Source organism: Pseudomonas sp. BN515 (genome assembly GCF_029873155.1).
Lineage (GTDB): Bacteria > Pseudomonadota > Gammaproteobacteria > Pseudomonadales > Pseudomonadaceae > Metapseudomonas.
In genome coordinates, this window is sequence record NZ_SSOH01000059.1 from 1 (window position 1) to 24,020 (window position 24,020).

The window sequence follows — 24,020 nt, forward strand, 5'->3', positions numbered from 1 at the left end:
ACCGCGCAGTGGATCGAGGTGTTCCGCCAGGCCCGCGCGCTGGGTGCCGCGCAGCTGGGCTTTTCCGGCGGCGAACCGCTGGTGCGCCAGGACCTGGAGGAGCTGATCCGCGCCGCCCGCGAGCTGGGTTACTACACTAACCTGATCAACTCCGGCATCGGCCTCACCGAGGCGCGCGTCAACGCCTTCAGGGACGCCGGGCTGGACCATATCCAGATCAGTTTCCAGGCCGCCGACGAGGCGGTGAACAACCTGCTGGCCGGCTCGCGCAAGGCCTTCGCGCAGAAGCTGGCGATGGCCCGCGCGGTGAAGGCGGCGGGCTACCCGATGGTGCTGAACTTCGTCACCCACCGGCACAACATCGACCAGATCGAACGGATCATCGAGCTGTGCCTGGAACTGGAGGCGGACTTCGTCGAACTCGCCACCTGCCAGTTCTACGGCTGGGCCGAGCTGAACCGCGCCGGGCTGCTGCCGACCCGCGAACAATTGCAGCGCGCCGAACGCATCACGAATGAGTACCGGGCCAAGCTGGCGGCGGAAAAGCACCCCTGCAAGCTGATCTTCGTCACCCCGGACTACTACGAGGAACGCCCCAAGGCCTGCATGAACGGCTGGGGCAACCTGTTCCTCGACATCACCCCGGACGGCACCGCCTTGCCCTGTCACAGCGCGCGGCAGCTACCGGTACGCTTCCCCAACGTCAAGGAGCATGACCTCAAGCACATCTGGTACGAGTCGTTCGGCTTCAACCGCTTCCGCGGCTACGACTGGATGCCCGAGCCCTGCCGCTCCTGCGACGAGAAGGAGAAGGACTTCGGCGGTTGCCGCTGCCAGGCCTTCCTGCTCACCGGCGATGCCAGCAACGCCGACCCGGTCTGCTCCAAGTCGCATCACCACGGCCAGATACTGGCGGCGCGGGAGGAAGCGGAGCACGCCGCCAAGGGCCCGGAACAACTGACCTTCCGCAATGAGAAGAATGCACGGCTCATCGCCTCGAGCCGCTGAATCCATGAACAGCCGACTCGCACCAGCCCCCTGCGGCGAGCCACTGGCGGCTGGTACTGCGTGGCGAACAGCGAGCCAGTGACACGCGAGCAGGGTTTCTCAAGCCATCAGCTCTCGATGGCTCGCTTCAGCGCTGCCAGGCCATCCTCATAGATGGTGGTGAAGAGCGCAGTGGCTTCCGCGTCGCTGATGCCCTCGGGGATGAAGGAACCGAACCATTCCACGCGGGCGCCCTCGCCGTCGCTGCCCGGCACCACACGCAGGGTCGACTGGTAGTCGCGCACCGGCGCCGGGCCCTGGAGGATGGTGTAGCTGTAGCTGCGCTCGGCTTCGTTGAAGTCCAGCAGGCGCTCGATGATGGTGTCGCCGGCGACGCTCTTCAGCGTGCGCACGCGGCCTCCCTCGCTCAGGCTGCTCTGCGGAATGAACGGCAGCCAGTCGGGCAGCGAGTCGAAGCCGCCGATCAGTTGCCAGACCTGGTCGATGTCGGTGTTGAGGTCGATGAAAGCAGTGGCCTTGGCCATGATGTTTCTCCCGGGGCATTGGCCCCAAATGATCCGATGATGGGTTGTGCTGCGCCGGGCCGCGAGGCCCGGCGACTGAAGGTTCACACTGTCGGGACAGGTGCTACGGCGCTGATCAGGCCCTGGGCGCGCAGGTCGTTCCAGAACGCGGCCGGGATGACGGCGCTAAGCGCTGCATGGTCTTCGTTGGCGTGCAGCGGGCGGGTCGAACCGGGAATCGCGGCGACCACGGCCGGGTTAGCCAGGGCGAACTGCAGGGCGGCGGCTTTCACGTCGACGCCGTGGTCGCGGGCGACCGAGCGGATGCGCTCCAGCTTCGCCAGCACGGCCGGGCTGGCCTTCTGGTACTCGAAGTGTTCACCGCCAGCAGTCACACCCGAGCTGTAAGGGCCGCCGACGACGATGCCGACGCCCTGCTCCAGCGCCTGCGGCATCACCCGTTGCAACGCGCGCTCATGGTCCAGCAGCGAGTAGCGGCCGGCGAGCAGGAAGCCGTCGGGGCGCGGCTCGTCCAGGTCCAGGGTCAGCTCGATGGGCTCGACGCGGTTCACGCCCAGGCCCCAGGCCTTGATCACGCCTTCTTCACGCAGGCGGGTGAGCACGCGGAAGGCGCCGGTGCGGGCGATCTCGAACTGGGTTAGCCATTCGTCACCGTAGAAGTCCTGGGCGATGTCGTGGATCCAGACGATATCGAGGCGGTCGGTGCCCAGGCGCTTCAGGCTGTCCTCGATGGAGCGCAGGGTGGCGTCGGCGCTGTAGTCGTTGACGATGCGGTTGCGGTTGCCGTGCTCGAACAGGCCGCTTTTCTCGCCCAGCTCGCGGGCGGCCGGGTCTTCCAGTTCGTCGAGGATGATGCGGCCGACCTTGGTGCTCAGTACGTATTCGTCACGCGGGCGGTTGGCCAGGGCGGCGCCCAGGCGGGTTTCGGACAGGCCGGCGCCGTAGAAGGGAGCGGTGTCGAAGTAACGCACGCCGTTGTTCCAGGCGGCATCGACGGTGGCCTGCACTTCCTCGGCGGGCACGGCACGGAACATGTTGCCCAGCGGCGCGGTGCCGAAACCAAGGCGGGAGGGGATCAGGGACTTCAGACTCATGGGGGTTCTCCGGTTGGGGGGAGTCGCTTGTGAACTCCAGTGGCGGCAATCCTATGCCCGCCCAACCGAGACCGTCCAAGTCATAATTCGACAGACTTGAGACCTAGAGCATCATCAAGTCTCTTCCACCTGTTGGTCAGACCTTGGCGCCCGCCAGCACCATTTCACGGAAGTCGCCCACTATCGGCCGCAGGTCGACGCGGTGCCAGGCGGCCCACAGACCGGTGCTCTGGCCCAGCCAGGGCAGCTCTCGCAGCACCACGTTGGGGTTGCGCTCGCCGCCGATGCTCTGCTGGATCAGCGCCAGCCCAAGGCCCGCCGACACCAGGCCGATAGCGCTCAGCGGCTCGGCGGCTTCCAGGCGGATCTGCGGGGTAAAACCGGCGGCCACACAGTTGGCGAGGAAGCGCTCGCGGCCATTGGGCTGCAACTGGCCTTCCACCATGATCCAGTCCTGCTCGTGCAGATCCGCCGGCTCGATCACCGGTTTGTCCGCCAGCGGGTGATCCAGCGGCAAGGCGAGGTGCAGTGGGTCGTCGAATACGGGAGCGGCGAGCAGATCCGGGTCGTCCTCCGCCGGCGGTTCGCACACCAGGGCGATATCCAGGCTGCGCTGGCGCAGGCCCTCGAACTGCTCCCGGGCCGAGAGGTTATAGAGCGCGATGTGGATGCCCGGACGCTCCTCGCGTACGTGGCGCAGCGCCTCGGGCAGCACGCCGGCATGGATGGCATGGCTGACGTAGCCGATACACAGCCCGCCCGTCTCGCCCCGGCCCAGGCGGCGGCCGAGGGACTCCAGGCGCTCGGCGTGCTTGAGCAGCGCCTTGGCCTCGTGCAGGAAGGTGCGCCCGTCGGAAGTCAGGCGAAGGCGCTGCTGGCTGCGTTCGAACAGCTGCAGGCCGAGGCGCTCCTCCAGCTGGGCGATCTGCCGGCTCAGCGGCGACTGGGAAATGTGCAACTGTTCCGCCGCCTTGCCGACGTGCTCGACTTCGGCCACGGCGACGAAATAACGGAGTTGTCTGAGATCGAGCATAGACCCTCAAGGACTCAAGTATGTCGAATTAAGTTATGTACGATCTTACAAGCCACTCCTAGCATGGCACCAGATCCAGACGATTACCGGCACATCCCGTGCCCCCTGGATGAGGATCAACGACATGCAGATCGATCTCGGCGGCAAGACCGCCATCATCAGTGGTTCCACCGGCGGCATCGGCCTGGGCATCGCCCGCCAATTGGCCGCATCCGGCGCCGACGTAGTCATAGTCGGGCGCAATGCTGCCTCCGTTAACGAAGCCGTGGACGGCATCCGTGCCACCAACGGCAAGGCCCGTGGCGTGGTCGCCGATCTCGGCAACGCCGAAGGCGCACAGGCGCTGTTCGCCGCCGAACCCCACGCCGACATCCTGGTGAACAACCTGGGTATCTATAACGACGTCGACTTCTATGAGACCAACGACCAGGAGTGGCTGGACTTCTACGAGATCAACGTGCTCTCCGGCGTGCGCCTGGCCCGCCACTACACCCCCGGCATGGTCGAGCGCGGCTGGGGCCGGGTGATCTTCCTGTCCTCCGAATCGGGCGTGGCCATTCCGGCGCAGATGATCAACTACGGCGTCACCAAGGCCGCCAACCTCGCCGTCTCCCACGGCCTGGCCAAGCGCCTGGCGGGCACCGGCGTCACCGTCAACGCCATTCTCCCCGGCCCGACCTTCACCGAAGGCGTGGCGAATCTCGTGGCCGACGCCGTACGCCAGTCCGGCCGCACCGCGCGCGAGGAAGCGGATGAGTTCGTGCGCCGCGAGCGCCCCAGTTCCATCATCCAGCGGGTGGCCGAGGTGGACGAAGTCGCCGCACTGGTGACCTACGTCGCCTCGCCCTACTCTTCCGCGACCACCGGCGCCGCCTTGCGCGTAGACGGTGGCGTGGTGGACAGCATGGCTATCTGAAGCCGATTGGAAAATCCCATCATGGCCAACGCCTGCGCCTCCCTGCCCAGACGTGCAAGGTCAGAAGGTGCCCGGGTAGGCTCCGCCGTCGATCAGCAGGTTCTGCCCGGTGATGTACCCGCCGTGGACGCTGCACAGAAACGCGCAGTACGCCCCGAACTCCTTGGCATCGCCGAACCGCGCCGCCGGGATCGCCTGGCGGCGTGCCTGGGTGGTCGCCTGCAGGTCGCCGCTGGCCTGGCTCGCGGCCTGCAGGGTCTTCTGCAGGCGGGCGGTGTCGAAGGCGCCCGGCAGCAGGTTGTTCAGGGTCACGTTGCGCCCGGCCAGGCGCTGCTGACGGGCGAGCCCGGCGATGAAACCGGTCAGCCCGCTGCGTGCACCATTGGACAGGCCCAGGATATCGATTGGCGCTTTCACGGCGCCCGAGGTGATGTTCACAACCCGCCCGAAGCCACGCTCGGCCATGCCATCGACCACTGCCTTGATCAACTCGATGGGCGTGAGCATGTTGGCGTCCAGGGCCTTGATCCAGTCTTCCCGGCCCCAGGCGCGAAAATCACCCGGGGGCGGACCGCCTGCGTTGTTGACCAGGATATCGACCTGCGGGCACGCGCCGAGCAGGGCTTGGCGTACCGCCGGGTCGGCCACATCGCCAGCGACCGTGCGGACTTCGATGGCCGGGAAGCGGCTGCGCAGTTCGGCGGCCGTCTGCTCCAGGGTGGTGGCGGTGCGGGCGTTGATCACCAGGTTGACGCCCTCGCCGCCCAGGGCCTCGGCGCAGCCTTTGCCCAACCCTTGGCTGGCAGCGCAGACGATGGCCCAGCGGCCCTTGATACCTAGATCCATGTTGGCTCCTCGCTGAATTGATGCCTTGGACGTTTTCACCTGCGGCAGAACACTGGCCCCTTGCGGGAGCGATGGTTCCGCTCCGATTTATCCGCAGAAGGGCCCGCGCAGGCAATACACGACAGTGGCCTCGCAGCCTGCGCCAGGCCCGGAGACGGCGCTTACAATGCGTCGCGGCTGAACACTCCATCCACCAGGCGATTGATGCCCAGCGGGTTGGCGTCCTTCAGCGCATCGGGCAACAGCGCATCGGGCAGGTTCTGGTAGCACACCGGCCGCAGGAAGCGGTCGATGGCCAGGGTGCCGACCGAGGTGCCACGGGCGTCCGAGGTGGCCGGGTACGGGCCGCCATGGACCATGGCGTCGCTGACTTCGACACCGGTCGGGTAGCCATTGACCAGCACCCGCCCGACCTTCTCCTCCAGCACGGCCAGCACATCACCCGCCTGCAACAGCTCGTCCGGCTCACCGATCAAGGTGGCGGTCAACTGCCCCCGCAGCCCGGCCAGGGCCCGGTGCAGTTCCTCGCGGTCGGCCACTTCCACCACCACGGTGGCCGGGCCGAACACCTCTTCCTGCAGCAACTCGTCGCCTTCAAGCAACAGGCGCACATCGGCCTTGAACAACTGGGCCGAGGCCTGCGGGCCATCCTGGCGGGCGGTGCTCAGGCGTTGTACGTGCGGATGCGCCTCCAGGGCGCGCACGCCTGCCGTGTAGCTGGCCAGAGTCCCGCGATTGAGCATGGCCTGGGCCGGCTGGTCGTCCAGTTGCAGGCGCAAGGCCTCGACAAACGCGCTGAACGCAGGCGAACGCAGACCAATGACCAAACCGGGATTGGTACAGAACTGCCCTGCCCCCAGCACCACCGACGCGCTCAGCTCACGGGCGATGAGCTCGCCCCGCTGGCGCAACGCCTCGGGCAGCACCAGCACCGGGTTGATGCTGCTCATTTCGGCGAACACCGGGATCGGCTGCGCACGCGCCGCAGCCAGGTCGCACAAAGCCCGGCCGCCCTTGAGCGAGCCGGTGAAGCCTACGGCCTGGATCGCCGGGTGGCGCACCAGGCGCTCGCCGACACCACTGCCGAAGATCATGTTGAACACCCCAGCCGGCGTTTGCGTGCGCAGTGCCGCGCGCTCGATCGCATCGGCCACCTGCTCGGCCGTGGCCATGTGTCCGCCATGGGCCTTGACCACCACCGGGCAGCCGGCGGCCAGTGCCGCAGCGGTATCGCCACCTGCGGTGGAGAACGCCAGCGGGAAGTTGCTGGCACCGAACACCGCCACCGGCCCCACGCCCAGGCGGCACTGGCGCAGGTCCGGACGCGGCAATGGCTGGCGCTCGGGCAGTGCGCGGTCGATGCGCGCACCGAGAAAATCGCCCCGGCGCAGCACCTGGGCGAATAGACGCAATTGCCCGCTGGTGCGCCCGCGCTCACCCTTGATGCGCGGTGCCGGCAAGGCGGTCTCGCGCCCTACCAAGGCGATGAACTCGTCACCCAGGGCGTCCAGTTCGTCAGCGATGGCCTCCAGAAAGCGCGCTCGGCGCTCCGGGGCCAGGGCGCGATAGACAGGGTAAGCCGTGGCCGCAGCCTGGGCCGCGGCATCCACTTCGGCGTCGGTAGCCTGGTGGAAGAAGCCTGGCAGGCGCTCGCCGCTGTGGGCATCGATGCTGCTCAGCAACACCGTGCCCAGGCCGCTGCGACGCCCACCGATGTAGTTGTATCCGTCGGACATGAACAATTCGCTCGCAAGAAAGGCAGGGGATTACTGGATTGGCGAGAACGCTGCCGGCATCAGCAGCTTGGACTCCATGCGGATCAGCATCGGGAACGCCTTGGGGATGAAGCGCTCGAGCCAGTCGCGGTCTTCGTAGAGCGCGGCGCGGCGGCGGATGCGGTCATCCAGGCTTTCATAGGCCCAGATGTGCACCACCTGGTTGAGCTCCCCGATTTCGGTGTACCACCAGCCCACCAGGGTGGCGTAGCGGGAGATCACGGGCAGGCCTTCTTTCTCGAAGTGCTCCAGGTACTCCTTCATCTTGCCGATGTGCAGGGTGTAGGTGCGCATTTCATAGAACATGGACAGGGCTTCCTAGGCAGGCATACCCGCAGACGGGTACGCGAAGGGGTAATGGGTTCAGAGATTGCCGTGGTAGGCGTCGGTGATCAGGCGCTCGACGTCGCGGGCCGTGGTCAGGCGCGGATTGACCCGCACATTGCCGCTGCGCATGGAGTCGCTGACCATCTGCGGCAGGAACTCCAGGTCCACGCCCAGCTCGCGGATGGTCGCGGGGATGCCGATGGCGCGGTTCAGCGCCACCACGCGCGCCACGGTGCAGGCCGCAGCCTGGTCCACGGAAAGGCCCGTGACATCGGCACCCAGGGCGACGGCGATGTCGCGGAATCGCTCCGGGCAGGCCGGCAGGTTGAACTGGATGACGTAAGGCAGCAGCGCGGCGTTGGCGATGCCGTGAGGGATGTTGAACACGCCACCGAAGGTGTGGGATATGGCGTGTACGTTGCCCAGCTTGGACTGGGAGAACGCCACCCCGGCCAGGAACGAGCCCAGCAGCATCTGCTCGCGGGCGGCCATGTCGCTGCCGACGAAGTAGCACTTCTCGAGGCTCCCGGCGATCAGGCGGATCGCGTGCAGGGCCAAGGCCTGGCTGATCGGGTTGGCCTGGCGCGACACATAGGACTCGATGGCATGCGTCAGTGCGTCCATGCCTGTGGCGGCTGTGATCGACGCAGGCAGGTTCAGGGTCAGCGCAGGGTCCAGGATGGCCATACGCGGGAACAGCTGCGGGCTGATGATGACGGTCTTGAACAGCGTCTGTGTGTTGGTGAACACCGTCGAGGCGGTGCACTCGCTGCCGGTGCCGGCTGTGGTGGGGATGGCGAAGATCGGCAGCGGCGGATTGACCAGGCGATCGTAGCCTTCGTAGTCGAGGATGCTGCCCGGGTTGGTGGCCATCGCCGCCACGCCCTTGGCGGTGTCGATACTGCTGCCGCCACCCACGCCGATCACCGCCCGGCAATCACGCTCACGCAGCAGGCGCACGGCCGCATCGAGCACGTCGGTACTGGGGTTGGCCTGCACCGCCGAGAACAGGTGGTAGTCGATACCGGCCTGCTCCAATGAGGCGAAGAACCCGCCCAGGATCCCGGCGTCGATCAGGCCCTGGTCGGTCACCACCAGCAAGGCGCCCTGGACATGGGGCTTGAGCAGCGCGCCGGCTTGGTTGGCCAGGCCTTCACCGCACTGGGTAAGGGTGGGGAAATGGAACTGGAAGTTGCTCATGGAAGATCCTCAGGCACGTAGAGCCGCGTTGTTCTTGTTGAACCCGCCGTGAGTTCGGCGAGCCGTGCCTGGCCAATCTAGGGGCGCCGCTGGCGGGCCCGATAATGAAAAGAGCTGATCCGGGAATAACCCCTGCTTATCGATAAGCCACGGTTATCCCTGGATCAGCTCTTTTCATTACCCGGTGAAAACCTGCGCCTCCAACAATCGAAGCGCACACGGCCCCGAGCGGTGTGCCTTCCGATAATCACAAGAACGGGCACTGCGATGAAGACGATCTCCTCCCCTGCTGTCCTGGCACTGGACACCGCCGCTCCCATGACCAACGTGCGCTGGCGCATCTTTCTGATCCTGTTGCTGCTCACCGCGATCAACTACATCGACCGCGCCTCGCTGTCGGTGGCCCTGCCGCTGATAGCCCCGGAATTCAACCTGACGCCGGCCATGGAAGGCCTGATGCTCAGCGCGTTCTTCTGGTCCTATGCGCTGATGCAGATCCCCGGTGGCCTGCTACTCGACCGCTTCCACACCCGCGGCATCATCGGCGCGGCCACCATCGCCTGGGGCGCGTTCCAGGCCCTGGGCGCCGCCTCGCACCACTGGCTGGTGCTGCTGTTCACACGCATCGGCCTGGGTGTGGCCGAATCACCGATCATGCCCGCAGGGGCCAAACTCAACAGCTCCTGGCTCACGCCCAACGAGCGTGGTCGCGGCGCCGTGCTTGTGGACGGTGGCGCACCGCTGGGTAGTGCCCTGGGCGCGATCCTCATCTCCGGGTTGATCGCCTGGCTCGGCTCGTGGCGCCTGGCCTTCGTGGTGGCCGGCGTGGGCACCATCCTGGCCGGCATCCTGGCCTGGAAGTACATCCGCAACCACCCGAGCGAACACACTGGAGTCAACGAGGCGGAGCTGCGCCACATCACCGAAGGCAACGCCAGCGCGCATGCAGCCGCCGCCAAAGCCCGCATCCCGTTGCGCGTGTTGCTCAAGGACCGCTCGATCTTTGCCATGTTCGCCGGTTACAGCTGCATCCTCGCGGTGTTCTACGGCCTGCTGACCTGGATGCCCAGCTACCTGCACAAAGCCCATGGCCTGGACATCTCGGCCATGGGGGGAGCGACCTTCCTGATCTTCATGTGCGGCTTCATCGGCGAGCTGGTCGGCGGCTGGATCGGTGACAAGTGGCGCGCCAGCGGCGCCTCGCCGAACCTGGTGATGCGCTCGATGTTCAGCGGCTCGGCACTGGTCGCGGCGGCGTGCATCCTCGCCGCGGCCTTCGTCGCCAGCACAGGGCCGGTGATCACCCTGCTGTGCGTGGCGATGTTCTTCATCCGCTGGTGCGGCATGTACTGGTGCCTGCCAGCGATCATCGGCGGCCCTTCGCGCACTGGCGTACTGGGCGGGACCATGAACTTCTGCGGCAACATGGCCGGCGTGCTGGTGCCGATCATCATTGGCTTGATCGTGCAGTTCACCGGCGAGTACTTCTTTGCGTTGATCTTCTTCGTGATCGCCGCGGTGCTGATTGCCCTGTTCTCCAGCCTGATCGATTACCGCGAGCGGCAGTTCTGAGCGGGTAAGGGGGCTGCTGCGAAGCCCGTCGCAGGCTTCGCCAGCTCCTACAGGTCTGGCGTAGTCCTTGAGCAGCGCGGTCCTGTAGGAGCGGGCTTGTCCCGCGAAAGGGCCGCGCAGCGGCCCCTTTGCGCTCAGGGTGCGATCAACTCGTCCACCAGCAGTTGCGCAGCATGGGACAGCGGCGAGCCGACGCGATGTACCACCCCGAACGGATCGCTCAGCGCCCGTAGCCGCACCGCCAGCGATACCAACAGCCCACGCTGCTCGGCAAAGGCCGCCACTGCGCTGGGAATCACCGCCACAAGGGTGGGGTCTTCTTCCAGCAGCATGAAGGTGGCGAAGGTGGACGAGGTTTCCAGCGGGTAGCGCGGCACCTCCACCCCCGCCTCGCTCAGCTCACGCTCCAGGGCCTGACGCATGGGCATGTTGGCCGGATACACGATCCATCGGTACTGGCTCAGATCGCCGATCTCCAGCGCCTGCGCGCCAGCCAGCGGATGCTGCGGGTGAGCCACCACCGCCAGCGGCTCCTGGGCCAACTCCAGGAAGACATAGTCCGCCGTGTTGCGCCCGACACCGGGGCGGCAGATCGCCAGATCCAGGCGCCCTTCATCCAGTTGCGCAAGCAGGTTGGCGCTGGTGTTCTCGGCGATCTCCACCGACAGCTGCGCCTGCTTGCGCCGCAACCGCCCCAGCGCGCCCACCAGCATCGGCATGGCCCCCATGATGCTGCCCACCGCCAGGTGCCCGCCCTGTCCCTGCACGATGCCCAGCATCTCATCGCGCAGATGGCCCAGGTCGCTGTGGATCAGCCGCGCATAACGCACCACGCAGCGCCCTGCATCGTTGGCCACCAGGCCACTGGGCTGGCGCACGAACAACGGCACGCCGAGGATCTCCTCGACCTCACGCAACACCTTGGTCGCGCCGGGTTGAGAGATGGCCATGGCCTCCGCGGCCTTGTGCAGCGAACCACAACGATCGAGCTCGATGAGCAGGCGCAACTGACGCAGGCGCAAGCGGGCAAAAATACTGTCCAGAGATGGAATCATGGGGTCCTTGGCGCTCCTCGCCAATCAATACGATTTGACGAAACTCGCTCACAATCGACCGCGGGTCAACGTGGCTGAAGTCGAACAAGTGAAGGCCCCGGGAGTTCTCCTCCCGGGGCCTTCTGCAATTCTGTCAGCAACAGGGTTCAATCACATACCGCCGCAGGATTGCTCGGCCAGATCGACCTCGGCGACCTTGCCAGCCCGCCCCAGCCACACCAGCAACAACCCCAGCGCAGCCAGCAGGCCACCGGCCACCGGCACGGCGACGTAGCCGAGGCCCAGGCCGATGACGCCGCCGCCAAGTGCCGCACCGAGCGCATTGCCGAGATTGAAGGCGCCGACGTTGATGGACGAGGCCAGTCCGGGCGCTTCGGCAGCAGCTTCCATCACCCGCATCTGCAGGGGCGGCACCAGGCCGAAGGTCGCGACACCCCAGACCAGCAGGCCCAGCGCCGCCGCCACGTGATGGGTCAGCGCCAACGGCAGGAGCAGCATGATGACGGTCAGCCCCGCGAGGAAAATCCGCGTCGAACCGTCGAGCGACCAGTCCGCGAGACGGCCGCCCAGGCTGTTGCCGAGGGTGAAACCAACGCCGATCAGCACCAGCGCCAGGGTGACGAAAGCGTCCGAAGCGCCGGTCAGTTCGGCGAGCACCGGTGCCACGTAGGTGTAAAGCGTGAACATCGCGCCGGCACCCAGCACCGTCGTAGCCATCGCCAGCAACACCCTCGGGCGAATGATCACGGCCAGCTCACGACGCACATCGGGAACGCTGCCCCGCTCGCCTCTGGGCAGGGCGAGCCAGAGCGCGGCCATTGCGATCAGCCCCAACACCGCAGTGCCGGCGAATGCCACGCGCCAGCCGACCTGTTGGCCCACCCAGGTCGCCGCTGGCACGCCACCGATATTGGCGATGGTCAGGCCCATGAACATGGTCGCCACTGCGCTGGCCTGCTTCTCCTTCGGCACTACGCTCGCCGCGACCACCGCCCCGAGGCCGAAGAAAGCGCCATGGTTGAGGCTGGTGACCAGGCGCGAAGCAAGCAGCGTGGCATAGTCGGGCGCCATCGCCGAAAGCAGGTTGCCAAGGGTGAAGATGGCCATCAGCGAGATCAGCGCGCCGCGCCGGCCGAAGCGGCTGAATAGCAGCGTCATCACCGGCGCGCCGAGCATCACGCCGATGGCATAGGCGGTGACCAGCATCCCCGCACTGGGAATGCTGACATCCACGCCCTCGGCAATGACCGGCAACAGCCCCATCGGCGTGAACTCGGTAGTGCCTATGCCGAACGCGCCGATGGCCAGCGCGAGCAGTACGTGACCGGACTTCATTGCCCGTCCTCCTGCGCGTCGATCTCCGTCAGCGGCCCCTGCATCCGGTAGAAGCTCAGGTCGGCGGCGGAAGCGACCTGCATGGCCAGCGGTAATGCGGTGGCCAGGGCAAGTCTGGTGAAGGTTTTCATCATGACGTTCCTGTATGCGTTCAGGCCGTCGACAGAGCGCAGGGCGCCCTCGCCTGACGGCATTCGGTGATCATCGGGATTCAGCGGCGCGCCGGAATCAGACGCGCCAGGGGAGCTGGCGTGGCCGTCAGTCCCAGACCGGAGCCAGGCCCTCGGGGCTGACTTCGCGGCCGTTGCGTTCCAGTGCGGCGATCTGCGCCATGTCCTCGGCGTCCAGGCGCAGCCCGCTGGCGAGCAGGTTGCTGGCCAGGTTCTCGCGGCGGGTCGACGACGGAATCACCGCATAGCCGAGCTGCAGCGCCCAGGCCAGCGCGACCTGCGCAACAGTGGCCTGGTGCCTGGCGGCGATTTCGGCCAGCACCGGGTCCTTCAGCACCTTGCCGTAGGCCAGGGTCATGTACGAGGTGACCGGGATGCCCTGCTCTTTCAGGAAAGCGGTCAGTGTCGTGTTCTGCAGGTAGGGGCTGAGTTCGATCTGGTTGGTGGCGATCTCGCCCTTGCCCACCGTCGCTACGGCCTGACGGGTCAGCTCGATGTTGAAGTTGGAGATGCCGATACGGCGGGTCAGACCCTGGGACTTGGCCTCCGCCAGCGCCTCCATGTACTCGGGCAGCTCGACGCCATTGCCCGGTGCCGGCCAGTGGATCAGCGTCAGGTCGACCTGATCGGTACGCAGCTTCTCCAGGCTCTCGCGCAGGCTGGCAATCAGCTTGCCGCTGGCGTAGTTCTCCACCCAGATCTTGGTGGTGAGGAACAGCTCGGAACGGGCGACACCGCTCTCGGCGATGGCCTGGCCGATGTCAGCCTCGTTGCCGTAGATCTGCGCGGTGTCGATGGCGCGATAACCCAGTTCCAGCGCGCTGCGCACCGAATCGATGACGGGTTGGCCGGTCAGGCGGAAGGTGCCGAGGCCGAAGGAAGGGATGTAAGTGGTGGACGACATGGCTGCACTCCGCGAGGTCAGTGACTCGAATGGCGCGCAGTGTGTCGGCTTTTCTTTTGTCGATTAAGCCGTCAATCAACCAAAGTTATTTGATTTTAAATCAAGAATCGGCGTGCAAGGCGGTCACTACCAGTTCTGCACGAGCAGTTGAATACCGGTGACCAGCAGCCCGGCCCAGGCGACGCGGTAGAACCAGGTGTGGTTGACCCGACTCTGCAGCCAGATGCCCAGCCACACCCCGGCGACCACGACAGGAGCCAGCGCCAGGCTGGCCGTCAGGCTGGCACGGGTGAACTGTCCCAACAGGGCGTAAGGCACCAGCTTGATGGCGTTGGTCAGCAGGAAGAAGCAGTTCACCGTGGCGACGTAGCGCACCTTGTCCATTCGCTGCGGCAGCAGATACATCAGCACGGGCGGCCCGCCGGCATGGGCGACGAAGCTGGTGAAGCCGGCGATGCCGGACAGCAGGCTGCCCTTGAGCAGCTTCGGCTCGGTGGGCGCCTGGGAATCGGCGGCATTCAGCACGTTGAGCAGGAAGAAGGCGATGGCGATGCCGCCGATCATCAGGCCGATCAGTCGTTCGCTGAGCAGGCCGAAGCTCAGTGTGCCGATCAGCACCCCCACCAGCGCACCCGGCAGCATGATCTTCAGGTTGTGCGGGTCCCATTTGCCGTAGAAGCGGCGCAGCCCGGTGATGTCCGCCATGCAGAGGATCGGCAGCATGATGGCCGCCGCCTGCGTCGGCGGCATCATCAGCGCCAGCAACGGCACCGCGATGCCACCCAGGGCGCCGCCGAAGCCGCCTTTGGAAATGCCCGTCAGCAGGACGGCGGGAATGCCCAGGAGAAAGAGCTCGGCGAATGACATCGGAAGAACGGCCTGTGCAGGTAGGGAGCGGATGAGGCGCCATTATGCGGGCTTTTCCACGGGCCTCTCCGTCCTCGCCGAGTGAATCGGGCGATCAGCGAACGCCCAGCCTTTTCACCGTTCTCAGGCCTTCGCCTTCTCCGGTACAAGCAGAACGCGCGAAATAGAGCGGACGCGATCCAATCGCGCACACCATTCAAGAAAGCACTCGCCAACCGTCCGTCTGGAAGGGCATCGGAGCGCTATTGACGTCATTTCGTCACTGCGCAAATATTACTACATCGCATGCGATTTGTTCGTATACGATCAACACCAATCAACTGCTCCAATCACCTTTTCAAACGAACGAATCCACGAGGAACACACCATGAGCCAGATCGAAAAAGTCCTGTTCACCGGCAAGACCCACACCACCGTCGCCCACCGCGAAGGCGCGTCGCGCAATGACCACGGCCGCGTCGACATCCAGCTTTCCGCACCCCGCGGTGCGAGCGAGAACCAGGATCTGCGCTTCGACGCCACCCTGCCCCACCCGACCGCCGAGCAACTGTTCGCCGGCGCCTGGTCGGCCTGCTACATCAGCGCCATCGGGCTGGTGGCCCAGCAACGGAAAGTTGCTCTGCCGAAGGATCTGGCCGTGGAAATCGAGGTGGACCTGGGCATGACCGGCAACGCCTATTTCCTCCAGGCGCGCTTCAACGTCAGCGTTCCGGGCGTAGAGCTGGAAGTCGCCGAAGCCATTGCACGGGAAGCCCATGAAGTCTGCCCGTACTCGAAGGCCACCCACGGCAACATCGACGTCGCCACGACCGTGACCGTGGGCTGATGCAACAGGAAGCCGGTTCGACCGCAAGGGTCGAACCGGTCCTGCCAACGGACTGAAAAGGAGATCCAGTGCCAGGGAGGCACCAACCGAGATGAGGGCGGCGCAAGCCTGCCCGATGAACGATCCGGGGCCTTACGCGCCCTCGGCTACCCGCGCTTCCGCCGCTTCGAAAATCGACAGGAAATCGCACAGCGTGCTTTCCAGATAGCGGCCCGCCCGATAGTCGGGCTTCACCGCATCACCGCCGGCGATCACGTCCTGCGGTCGTTCGATGAAGCGGCCCACCAGACGGAAATCCGCATCCAGCACCAGTACGACCGGAATCGGGATCCGGTCCAGCTCCAGGCGCTCGCGCAGGTCATCCTCGGCACGCCCCTTGGAGATAACGGCCACCTGAACGCGCGGCTGAATGCGCTGCAGGTAGTCGAGCACGGTGACGTTGATCTGGCAGTCCGGGCACCACATCTCGCCGGCCACCAGCAGGTGATAGCGGCCTTCGACCGCCTGCACGCGCTGCCGGCTGGCTTCGCTGATCGCGCCCGGTTCGGCCAGTTGCCGCTGCACGGACTGCACCGCAGCGATTTCCGCCGGCAGGCCGTGGCTGACGAAGGCGTCGAAGCCCTCGCCTATGGCGAAGAGTTCTTCGTAAGAAGCCATTGGCGTTCCTCTATTGCAGGGCCGGGAATGGCAATCCCGGCGGAAGTAATCTTTCAGGCTCGTAGAACATGGACTTGCTTTGGGGCGAGGGGCCTGGGGCCAGCTTCTGTAGGGTGCGCCATGCGCACCGATTCGGCGTCAGGTGAGCGATAGGCACAGCCGGATTACCAGCGGTGCGCACGGCGCACCCTACAGACCACGCACCAACCGCCTTGCCCGCAATTCACTGTTCCACTCAAAGCCTGAGTTCGAGAATCTCGTCGCCGAGGTCATCCAGCTCGCCGGTGAACACCCAGCCCAGATGGCGATAAAAGCCGTGGGAACGAACCGCGGGATCGCTCGAACAGCCGAGGAAGAGCCGCGTGAAGCCGGCAGCGCGGAAATCCTCCACCACCATCCGCAGGAGCTGCTTGCCGATGCCCTTGCCTTCGTACTCGGGCAACAGCGCCAATACGACGATCTCGCCGCTGTCCCTGTCGCCGAAGCAGTAGCCGACCACCTCGCCGTCTTCGCAATAGACGTGGCCGGGGCAGCTGTCGTCTTCGATGCCGGCGCCCCAGGAGTCGACCGTGATGCCCAACGCCCGCAGTTCCTCTGCGGAGAAGGCGTTCTCCCGCGTGCGGCCGCGAATCTCGATGCACCGGGCCGCGTCATCGGGAATGGCGTTGCGATAGGTTCTGTTCGTCATCTGCATGACCTGTTCATCCACTGAAACCGGTCGCACAGCCTACAGTAGTCACACTGCAAACGCCGATCCCGAACCAGGACGGCAAGCACCCAGCGATACAGCTCACAGCCCGGCGAACCACTGCACGGATTCCCCCGAGCACCAGCTTGGTGCAAAAATTGGCCGCCTGAGAACCTGGCCAGCCCAGGTCGTGAAGTACAGACCCTGCCGCCTGACGCAGGGAAACGAGGACCGATATGAGAGCCGATTCGAAGATGAGCGATTTCCTTGAGCCCAAGGTGCAGCGTGATGCAGACAGTCGCGGTATCACCCAACAACAGCCGGCGGTGACAGCATGATCGAAGTAACCGAAGTTTCCATCGCCAAACTGCGCGAAGCACTGGAGTCCGGCCGCACCACGTCGGTCGAACTGGTCAAGGCCTATCTCGCCCGTATCGACGCCTACGACGGCCCCGACACCGCTACCCGGCTCAATGCTGTGGTCGTGCGCAACCCCGACGCGCTCAAGGAAGCCGAGGCTTCCGACGCCCGCCGCGCCCGTGGCGAAACGCTCGGCCCGCTGGATGGCATCCCCTACACCGCCAAGGACAGCTACCTGGTGAAGGGCCTTACCGCCGCCTCCGGCAGCCCTGCCTTCAAGGACCTGGTCGCCTACCGCGACGCCTTTACCATCGAACGCCTGCGCGCCGCCGGCGCCGTGTGCCTGGGCAAGACCAACATGCCGCCCATGGCCAACGGCGGCATGCAACGCGGTGTGTACGGCCGCGCGGAAAGCCCCTACAACGCCAACTACCTCACCGCCCCCTTCGCCTCCGGCTCGTCCAACGGTGCGGGCACGGCGACCGCCGCCAGCTTCTCGGCCTTCGGCCTGGCGGAAGAAACCTGGTCCAGCGGTCGTGGCCCGGCCTCGAACAACGGCCTGTGCGCCTACACCCCGTCACGCGGCGTGATCTCGGTGCGCGGCAACTGGCCGCTGACCCCGACCATGGACGTGGTGGTGCCCTATGCCCGCACCATGGCCGACCTGCTGGAAATCCTGGACGTGGTGGTAGCCGAAGACGCGGACAAGCGCGGTGACCTGTGGCGCCTGCAACCCTGGGTGCCGATCCCCAGCGTCGCCTCGGTACGCCCGGCCTCCTACCTGGACCTGGCTGCCAAGGCCGATGCCCTGAAAGGCAAGCGCTTCGGCGTGCCGCGCATGTTCATCAACAAGGATGAAGAAGCCGGAACCAGCGAAAACCCCGGCATCGGCGGCCCGACCGGCCAGCGCATCAACACCCGCGCCTCGGTCATCGCGCTCTGGGAAGCAGCCCGCAAGGCCCTGGAAGCAGCCGGCGCCGAGGTCATCGAAACCGACTTCCCGCTGGTGTCCAACTGCGAGGGCGACCGTCCCGGCGCGCCGACCGTGTTTAACCGCGGCATCGTCTCCAAGGAGTTCCTCAACGATGAATTGTGGGAACTGTCGGGCTGGGGCTTCGACGACTTCCTGCGAGCCAACGGCGATCCCAAGCTGAACAAACTGGCCGATGTCGACGGCCCGCAGATCTTCCCCCACGACCCCGGCACCCTGCCGAACCGCGAGGGCGACCTCGTCGCCGGCATGGACGAGTACGTGAACATGGCCAAGCGCGGCCTGAAGACCTGGGACCAGATCGAAACCCTGCCGGACGGCCTGCGCGGCCTGGAGAAGACCCGCAAGCTCGACCTGGAAGACTGGATGGATAAGCTCGGCCTCGACGCCGTGCTGTTCCCCACCGTGGCCGACGTTGGCCCGGCGGACGCGGACGTCAATCCGGAGTCGGCGGACATCGCCTGGAGCAACGGCATCTGGGTTGCCAACGGCAACCTCGCGATCCGCCACCTGGGCGTCCCCACGGTCACCGTGCCGATGGGCGTGATGGCGGATATCGGCATGCCGATCGGCCTGACCTTCGCCGGCCGCGCCTACGACGACTCGGCGCTGCTGCGTTTCGCTTCGGCCTATGAGTCGACCGGTTCGAAGCGCATGATCCCCCCGCGCACCCCACCGCTGCCGCGCGGCTGACGGGGAAAACGGGCTGTAGATATCAAAGAAAATCGGAGCCCCGGTCGGCTAACCACCAACCGGGAACTCCGAGGGACACGACTCTTCACACTACTGAGCCGTTATGGAGTCGGACCTGCGACCACCGGGGCGCCAGGAGCGTCCTCGGCAGCTTCTCGGGCCGCATCTGCAGCGTCTTCGGCTGCTTCGCGGGCAGCGTCACCAACATTTTCTGCTGCTTCACGAGCTGCATCGTCAGCGTCTTCGGCTGCTTCGCGGGCTGCATCGTTAGCATCCTCGGCGGCTTCACGGGCTGCATCGTTAGCGTTCTCGGCGGCTTCACGAGCTGCATCGTCTGCGTCCTCAGCAGCCTCTCTGGCAGCATCTGCGGCGTCGTCGTTATCGTCGTTCGCTGCTGCTTTTGCAGCGTCCCTGGCTGCATCCGCTTCAGCTCTCGCAGCGTCTCGGGCTGCATCCGCAGCTGCCCGGGCAGCGTCTCTGGCCGCATCCGCTTCAGCCTTCGGCACGCCTGCCGCCCTGGCGGCATCTCGGGCCGCATCCGCTTCGGCTCTTGCAGCATCACGGGCTGCGTCCGCTTCAGCTCTTGCGGCGTCTCTGGCTGCATCGGCCTCGTTCCTGGCAGCGTCTCTGGCGTCGTTGTCGTTATCGTCGGCGTCATTGTCGTTGTCATTGCCTCGACCCGGTCCCTGGTTACCAGCCATGCCACCGTGGTCAGCGTCACCGTGTCCCGGACCGCCATGGCCATTGCCGGCATGACCGCCGCCGTCACCGCCATGTCCGTTACCACCATGGCCTCCTCCGCCATCGCCGTGACCACCATGGCCGCCGCCGCCGCCATCACCACCGTGGCCGCCGCCACCGCCTCCGCTGCCGCTACCGCCACCACCGTGGCCGCCGCCTCCACCTCCACTACCGCTGCCGCCGCCACCGCCGTGGCCGCCGCCTCCGCCTCCACTACCGCTGCCACCACCGTGGCCACCTCCTCCACCTCCACTACCACTGCCGCCACCACCGTGGCCGCCACCTCCACCACCGCTGCCACCGCCTCCGTCTTGGGCATGGGCACTGGATGAAGTCGAAATGTAGTCAGGCACCAGCACGCTGGATGCCGAGAGAACGCCACCAATCGCTAACGCGAGTAGGCACTTTTTGAAAGACATATTCAGGCCTCCGTCTCATTTCTCTTGGGTCCCCTCCCCTACGAAAACTCTTTCCGTTTGAACTTCCAGTAAGCCCCTTTACATGGCTGGCCAGAGTGTTTTGGACGGACGGGAGGCTTGCCGCATCAAGTCTGCGAGGAATTTCTTGCTGCTATGGGCAATAACGGAACGGCCTGCTTAGAGCGGGTCTTTTTAACGGCGAGCGATTTCGCGGGAAATTTTCCCACATTGAATCACCAGGGAAACACACGAGGATTTTTCACGAGGGGTTTTGGAGTTCCGATGAAGCTTTACATGCAGGTATGCAGGTGACGAACGGTAGGCCGCGCACCTGAAAATAGCTACGCGGCATGTCGTTGATGCGGTCGAGTTCGTGTCGGGGAATCCGCCACTGCGTCGCACTCAGCCACTGGTGCGCACGGCGCACCGATCTCGGCATCGGCACCGTACAGCGATCGATTGTTGAAGGTCTTGTGTGGGAGCGAATTCATTCGCGAATGAATTCGCTCCCACAGGCAGAGCAAGGCCCAACCTACCCGCCGGAACGACGGGCTTGATAACCTGCCCCACCTCGCGCATCGACAACCCTCCCCATGCAGCAGCTTGCCCAGCTAAAGGCCATCATCGCTTCCGATCCCGCACGCATGCGCATCCTGCGCCTGGTGAGGGACCTTGAGCTGCCGGATTGCTGGGTAGCCGCAGGCTTCGTGCGCAGCGCGGTGTGGGATCACCTGCATCAACGTACCTATTCCCCCTTGCCGCCGGACATCGATGTCATCTGGTTCAATGCGAAACAAGCCGGCGCGGATGTGGACGCAGGTATCGAGGCATCGCTGCGCAACAGGGCCCCCTCGCTCGACTGGTCGGTGAAGAACCAGGCTCGCATGCATCTGCGCAACGACGACCTGCCCTACTCCTCGGCCACCGACGCCATGACCCGCTGGCCGGAGACGGCGACCGCGGTGGCCGTAAGACTTGGTGCAGGGGGTGAACTCGACGTCGCAGCGCCCCTGGGCCTGGATGATCTTTTCACCCTGGTTGTCCGACCCACCGCGAGGTTCCAGGCCGAGAAACGCCACGTCTATCTCGATCGCCTGGGCTCGAAGGACTGGCTCACCACGTGGCCGAACCTGAAGGTTCTCACGGCGGATTGAAGCATTCCCCCGTCCACGCCGACGCAGAAAACCTTGCGCCTCGTTCGCCGTCTACTAAGGTTGGAGGCCGTCGAGGCACTGCTCTCGGACGAGTCGGAATCAAGGTCGGAAATCCAAGGGAGATTGCAGCGTGGACGCAACGCAATGCGAGGCATTGATGGGCACATTGAAGGCCCGTTTCGAAAAGAACATGGGCCGGCACAAGGACATCGATTGGCCGAAGGTTCAGGCAAGGCTGGAATCCTCACCGGAGAAGCTGCGCTCCCTCGGCGAGATGGAGAGCACCGGTGGCGAACCGGATGTGGTGCTCCAGGATAAGGACAGTGGCGAGTTCATCTTCGTCGACTGCTCCGCCGAGAGTCCTTCCGGCCGCAGGAGCCTGTGCTTCGACCGGGAGAGCCTGGATTCGAGAAAGGAGAACAAACCCACTGGCTGCGCCACGGAATTGGCCGCGGCCATGGGCGTCGAGATCCTCACTGAGCAGCAGTACCGCGCGCTGCAGGAACTGGGGACCTTCGATACCAAGACGTCCAGCTGGGTGCAAACGCCTCCGGCCATCAGAAAGCTTGGCGGCGCGCTCTTTTGCGACCGTCGCTACGACTGCGTTTTCCTCTATCACAACGGCGCGCAGTCCTACTATGCCGCGCGCGGATTCCGTGGCGCGCTGAGGGTCTAGCGTTACAGCTGCGAGCGAAGCCCGCCCCGACTTCCGGCCAGGGCGGGCTTCTTCATGACGCGGTCCCGCCTCAGGTCCCGCTGCGGACTTTGCTCCATACCCGCGTCCTCACCCGCTCCAGCTTCAGCGGCAGCGGCTCGAGGGGGAACAGGGTTGCCATGGTTTCCTTCGATGGGTAGGCACCGGGGTTGCTGCGCAGCTTCTCCTCGACATGGGCAGTGGCGTCCTTGTTGGCGTTGGGGTACCCGAGGTAGTTGGAGCTACGGGCGACCACCTCCGGGCGCAGCATGTAGTCGATGAAGTCCATGGCCGCTTTCGGGTGCGGGGCGTCCTTGAGCAGGACGAAGCTTTCCACCCACACCGGCGCGCCCTCGCGGGGAATCTGGTAGGCGATGTGGCGGCCATTGTTGGCGCGCTCGGAGTTGACCTGGGCGTCATACACGCCGCCAGCCCAGCCGACCACGGCGCAGATGTTGCCGTTGGCCAGGTCGGTGATGAACTTGGAGGAGTCGAAGTAGCGCACGTGGGGGCGGATTTTCATCAGCAGTTCTTCGGCCTTGCGGTAGTCCGCCGGGTCCTTGCTGTTGGGCGGCAGGCCCAGGTAGTGCAGCGCGATGGGAATGATCTCGCTGGGGGAATCGAGCATGGCCACGCCGCACTGGCCGAGCCTGGCGATGTTCTCTTCCTTGAAGATCAGGTCCCAGGAGTTCACCGGGGCGTCCGCTCCCAGCACCTGGGCGATCTTGTCGACGTCGTAGCCGATACCCGTGGTGCCCCACATATAGGGCGCCGCATAGCGATTATCGGGGTCGTTGCTGTGCACCTTGGCGAGGATTTCCGGGTCCAGGTGGTTCCAGTTGGGGAGCTTGCTGCGGTCCAGCTCCGCCAGCACGCCGGCCTTGATCAGGTTGGGCAGTGCATCACCGCTGACCACCACCACGTCGTAGCCGGTATGCCCGACCATGAGCTTGCTCTGCATCACGTCGATGCTGTCGAAGGTGTCCAGCACCATGGAAACGCCGGACTCCTTCTCGAAGGCCCTGGGCGTTTCCGGCTCGATGAAGTCGTACCAGTTGTAGAGGTGGACGCTGGAGGTTTCCGCCGTGGCCACGCCGCCCATCATTCCCAGCAGCAGGGCCAGGCCGAGTTTCACTGACTTCGATTGCATGTGTTCGCTCCTGGCTGGCCGCCGGCATCAGGGCGGCGACCAGCACCTTCAGGTTTCTTGTTGTTGGATGGCGAATCGGTCCCGTTCAGGGAATCAGCAGCTCGCGGCGACCATCGGGGTGCTCGATGCGTTCGCCCGGCAGCCGGAAGCGCTGCTCGGCCTGGTAGTCATAGAGGGCACGCGCTTGGGTGAGCTGCGCCATGTCCAGTTCGATCACGTGGCGGCACTCCTGGCGACCGGCCTCCAGCAGCACATGGCCGAAGGGGTCCACCACGGCGCTGCCGCCGGCGAAGAGGGTGTCGTCATCGCCCTCCCCGACGCGGTTCACCACCACGGCGAATACCTGGTTCTCCTGGGCGCGGGCGCTGACCGAGGTACGGTGCACATGGCCGTAGGGTTCCATGTTGCCGTCGGTGATCAGGATGATCTGGGCGCCGAGCGCAGCCACGGCCCGCGAGGTTTCCGGGAACTCGGTGTCGTAGCAGATCAGCAGGCCCACGCGCACCCCACGCCATTCCACGGTGGCGAAGCGGTCGCCCGGCAGCACCACCTCCGGTTCGCCCACCCAAAGGTGAGTCTTGCGGTAGCTGAGGGCAACGCCCTCGGGCGTGATGAGCACCGTGGTGTTGTAGAAGCGGCCGCCGTCGTTCTCGATCAGCCCCACCACCACGGCGAGGTCGCGCTCGCGGGCCGCTGCGTGGATGGCGCGGACGCTTGGGCCGTCGAGGGGCTCGGCCCGCTCGGCGATGTTCTGCCGGTTGAGGAATCCGGTGATCTGCGCCTCGGGGAATACCACGATGTCGGTACCGGGCGCGCATTGGGCAATGGCATCCAGGGTGCGCGCGAGGTTGTAGGCGGTATCGCCATCGCGACCCGCGAGCTGTACGAGTTCGAGCTTCATTATCAGACCTTGTTGTCGAGCTGGGCCCCGGCCGGGAAGTGAGTGACTTTTGCAAAAGGTCGATGCCAGTATGCGTCCCGCTTGCAAAATTCCTATCACGTCGAGTGCTTAACCCCATGG

At 65.4% G+C, this 24,020-nt stretch carries 25 protein-coding genes; 8 read left to right on the plus strand and 17 right to left on the minus strand.

Translation table 11 applies throughout. From position 1 onward, the window contains the following. On the plus strand, window positions 1-1,008 hold a 1,008-nt coding region (gene pqqE / locus E8E91_RS15010), incomplete at its 5' end, for a pyrroloquinoline quinone biosynthesis protein PqqE (protein WP_280376401.1). 107 nt (window positions 1,009-1,115) lie between these two features. Here pqqE and E8E91_RS15015 read toward each other — a convergent pair. From E8E91_RS15015 to E8E91_RS15025, 3 genes are all read right to left on the minus strand, one after another. Further along, window positions 1,116-1,532 carry an SRPBCC family protein gene (locus tag E8E91_RS15015; RefSeq protein WP_280376403.1) on the minus strand — a complete coding sequence of 139 codons (417 nt, stop codon included), beginning with the start codon at window positions 1,530-1,532 and terminating at the stop codon, window positions 1,116-1,118. A gap of 83 nt (window positions 1,533-1,615) precedes the next feature. Continuing rightward, window positions 1,616-2,626, minus strand: a complete 1,011-nt coding sequence (locus E8E91_RS15020) for an aldo/keto reductase (RefSeq protein ID WP_280376405.1) — start codon at window positions 2,624-2,626, stop codon at window positions 1,616-1,618. Window positions 2,627-2,762: 136 nt separating this feature from the next. Next, the gene (locus tag E8E91_RS15025; protein WP_190831935.1) at window positions 2,763-3,659 is read right to left on the minus strand and encodes a LysR substrate-binding domain-containing protein; all 897 of its coding nucleotides are present in this window, start codon (window positions 3,657-3,659) and stop codon (window positions 2,763-2,765) included. Between the two features lie 124 nt (window positions 3,660-3,783). Here E8E91_RS15025 and E8E91_RS15030 point away from each other — a divergent pair, with 124 nt between their 5' ends. Continuing rightward, a complete protein-coding gene (locus E8E91_RS15030) occupies window positions 3,784-4,575 on the plus strand; it encodes an SDR family NAD(P)-dependent oxidoreductase (protein WP_280376406.1) in 792 nt (263 codons plus the stop codon). Between the two features lie 60 nt (window positions 4,576-4,635). On the opposite strand, the gene E8E91_RS15035 is transcribed toward E8E91_RS15030, so the two are convergent. The 4 genes from E8E91_RS15035 to E8E91_RS15050 all read right to left on the minus strand — a co-directional run bounded on the left by E8E91_RS15035 (window position 4,636) and on the right by E8E91_RS15050 (window position 8,723). After that, window positions 4,636-5,421 carry an SDR family oxidoreductase gene (locus tag E8E91_RS15035; protein WP_190831939.1) on the minus strand — a complete coding sequence of 262 codons (786 nt, stop codon included), beginning with the start codon at window positions 5,419-5,421 and terminating at the stop codon, window positions 4,636-4,638. Between the two features lie 161 nt (window positions 5,422-5,582). Beyond that, entirely contained in the window at window positions 5,583-7,157 is a 1,575-nt protein-coding gene (locus tag E8E91_RS15040; protein WP_280376413.1) for an aldehyde dehydrogenase (NADP(+)), read from the minus strand. A gap of 30 nt (window positions 7,158-7,187) precedes the next feature. Further along, entirely contained in the window at window positions 7,188-7,502 is a 315-nt protein-coding gene (locus E8E91_RS15045) for an NIPSNAP family protein (protein WP_190831942.1), read from the minus strand. A 57-nt stretch (window positions 7,503-7,559) separates the two neighbouring features. Then, a complete protein-coding gene (locus E8E91_RS15050) occupies window positions 7,560-8,723 on the minus strand; it encodes an iron-containing alcohol dehydrogenase (RefSeq protein ID WP_280376416.1) in 1,164 nt (387 codons plus the stop codon). A gap of 267 nt (window positions 8,724-8,990) precedes the next feature. Between E8E91_RS15050 and E8E91_RS15055 the strand changes: the two genes are divergently transcribed. Beyond that, window positions 8,991-10,295 (plus strand): MFS transporter, encoded by a 1,305-nt coding sequence (locus E8E91_RS15055; RefSeq protein ID WP_271472462.1) that lies wholly within the window; start codon window positions 8,991-8,993, stop codon window positions 10,293-10,295. Between the two features lie 134 nt (window positions 10,296-10,429). On the opposite strand, the gene E8E91_RS15060 is transcribed toward E8E91_RS15055, so the two are convergent. The 5 genes from E8E91_RS15060 to E8E91_RS15080 form a co-directional block, all read right to left on the minus strand. Next, a complete protein-coding gene (locus E8E91_RS15060) occupies window positions 10,430-11,350 on the minus strand; it encodes a LysR family transcriptional regulator (protein ID WP_280376421.1) in 921 nt (306 codons plus the stop codon). 150 nt (window positions 11,351-11,500) lie between these two features. Beyond that, the gene (locus E8E91_RS15065) at window positions 11,501-12,685 is read right to left on the minus strand and encodes an MFS transporter (protein WP_280376423.1); all 1,185 of its coding nucleotides are present in this window, start codon (window positions 12,683-12,685) and stop codon (window positions 11,501-11,503) included. Beyond that, window positions 12,682-12,816 (minus strand): hypothetical protein, encoded by a 135-nt coding sequence (locus E8E91_RS15070; protein WP_280376425.1) that lies wholly within the window; start codon window positions 12,814-12,816, stop codon window positions 12,682-12,684. Before E8E91_RS15070 ends, E8E91_RS15065 begins: the two co-directional genes overlap by 4 nt. Before the next feature lie 127 nt (window positions 12,817-12,943). Beyond that, on the minus strand, window positions 12,944-13,759 hold the full coding sequence (gene dkgB, locus E8E91_RS15075) for a 2,5-didehydrogluconate reductase DkgB (protein ID WP_280376426.1): 816 nt from the start codon (window positions 13,757-13,759) through the stop codon (window positions 12,944-12,946). 126 nt (window positions 13,760-13,885) lie between these two features. Then, a complete protein-coding gene (locus E8E91_RS15080; RefSeq protein ID WP_280376429.1) occupies window positions 13,886-14,626 on the minus strand; it encodes a sulfite exporter TauE/SafE family protein in 741 nt (246 codons plus the stop codon). 367 nt (window positions 14,627-14,993) lie between these two features. Between E8E91_RS15080 and E8E91_RS15085 the strand changes: the two genes are divergently transcribed. Further along, window positions 14,994-15,452, plus strand: a complete 459-nt coding sequence (locus E8E91_RS15085) for an Ohr family peroxiredoxin (protein ID WP_280376431.1) — start codon at window positions 14,994-14,996, stop codon at window positions 15,450-15,452. 132 nt (window positions 15,453-15,584) lie between these two features. Here the strand turns inward: E8E91_RS15085 and E8E91_RS15090 are convergent, their stop codons facing one another. Together E8E91_RS15090 and E8E91_RS15095 are read right to left on the minus strand one after the other, a co-directional pair. Continuing rightward, window positions 15,585-16,109 carry a thioredoxin family protein gene (locus tag E8E91_RS15090; protein WP_280376434.1) on the minus strand — a complete coding sequence of 175 codons (525 nt, stop codon included), beginning with the start codon at window positions 16,107-16,109 and terminating at the stop codon, window positions 15,585-15,587. A 235-nt stretch (window positions 16,110-16,344) separates the two neighbouring features. Beyond that, a complete protein-coding gene (locus E8E91_RS15095) occupies window positions 16,345-16,797 on the minus strand; it encodes a GNAT family N-acetyltransferase (RefSeq protein ID WP_280376437.1) in 453 nt (150 codons plus the stop codon). A gap of 334 nt (window positions 16,798-17,131) precedes the next feature. Here E8E91_RS15095 and E8E91_RS15100 point away from each other — a divergent pair, with 334 nt between their 5' ends. Continuing rightward, the gene (locus E8E91_RS15100) at window positions 17,132-18,841 is read left to right on the plus strand and encodes an amidase (RefSeq protein WP_280376439.1); all 1,710 of its coding nucleotides are present in this window, start codon (window positions 17,132-17,134) and stop codon (window positions 18,839-18,841) included. 85 nt (window positions 18,842-18,926) lie between these two features. Here the strand turns inward: E8E91_RS15100 and E8E91_RS15105 are convergent, their stop codons facing one another. Continuing rightward, complete coding sequence (locus E8E91_RS15105; RefSeq protein ID WP_280376441.1) at window positions 18,927-19,445, minus strand: hypothetical protein; 519 nt, start codon at window positions 19,443-19,445, stop codon at window positions 18,927-18,929. 118 nt (window positions 19,446-19,563) lie between these two features. Between E8E91_RS15105 and E8E91_RS15110 the strand changes: the two genes are divergently transcribed. The 3 genes from E8E91_RS15110 to E8E91_RS15120 all read left to right on the plus strand — a co-directional run bounded on the left by E8E91_RS15110 (window position 19,564) and on the right by E8E91_RS15120 (window position 21,831). Further along, complete coding sequence (locus tag E8E91_RS15110; RefSeq protein WP_280376444.1) at window positions 19,564-19,914, plus strand: hypothetical protein; 351 nt, start codon at window positions 19,564-19,566, stop codon at window positions 19,912-19,914. A 680-nt stretch (window positions 19,915-20,594) separates the two neighbouring features. Continuing rightward, window positions 20,595-21,155, plus strand: a complete 561-nt coding sequence (locus tag E8E91_RS15115; protein WP_280376446.1) for a nucleotidyltransferase family protein — start codon at window positions 20,595-20,597, stop codon at window positions 21,153-21,155. A gap of 130 nt (window positions 21,156-21,285) precedes the next feature. After that, window positions 21,286-21,831 (plus strand): DUF4256 domain-containing protein, encoded by a 546-nt coding sequence (locus tag E8E91_RS15120; RefSeq protein WP_280376448.1) that lies wholly within the window; start codon window positions 21,286-21,288, stop codon window positions 21,829-21,831. Between the two features lie 70 nt (window positions 21,832-21,901). On the opposite strand, the gene E8E91_RS15125 is transcribed toward E8E91_RS15120, so the two are convergent. Then, the gene (locus E8E91_RS15125; protein WP_280376564.1) at window positions 21,902-22,954 is read right to left on the minus strand and encodes a polyamine ABC transporter substrate-binding protein; all 1,053 of its coding nucleotides are present in this window, start codon (window positions 22,952-22,954) and stop codon (window positions 21,902-21,904) included. 130 nt (window positions 22,955-23,084) lie between these two features. After that, entirely contained in the window at window positions 23,085-23,900 is an 816-nt protein-coding gene (locus E8E91_RS15130) for a carbon-nitrogen hydrolase family protein (protein WP_280376450.1), read from the minus strand. Between the last annotated feature and the right edge of the window lie 120 nt (window positions 23,901-24,020).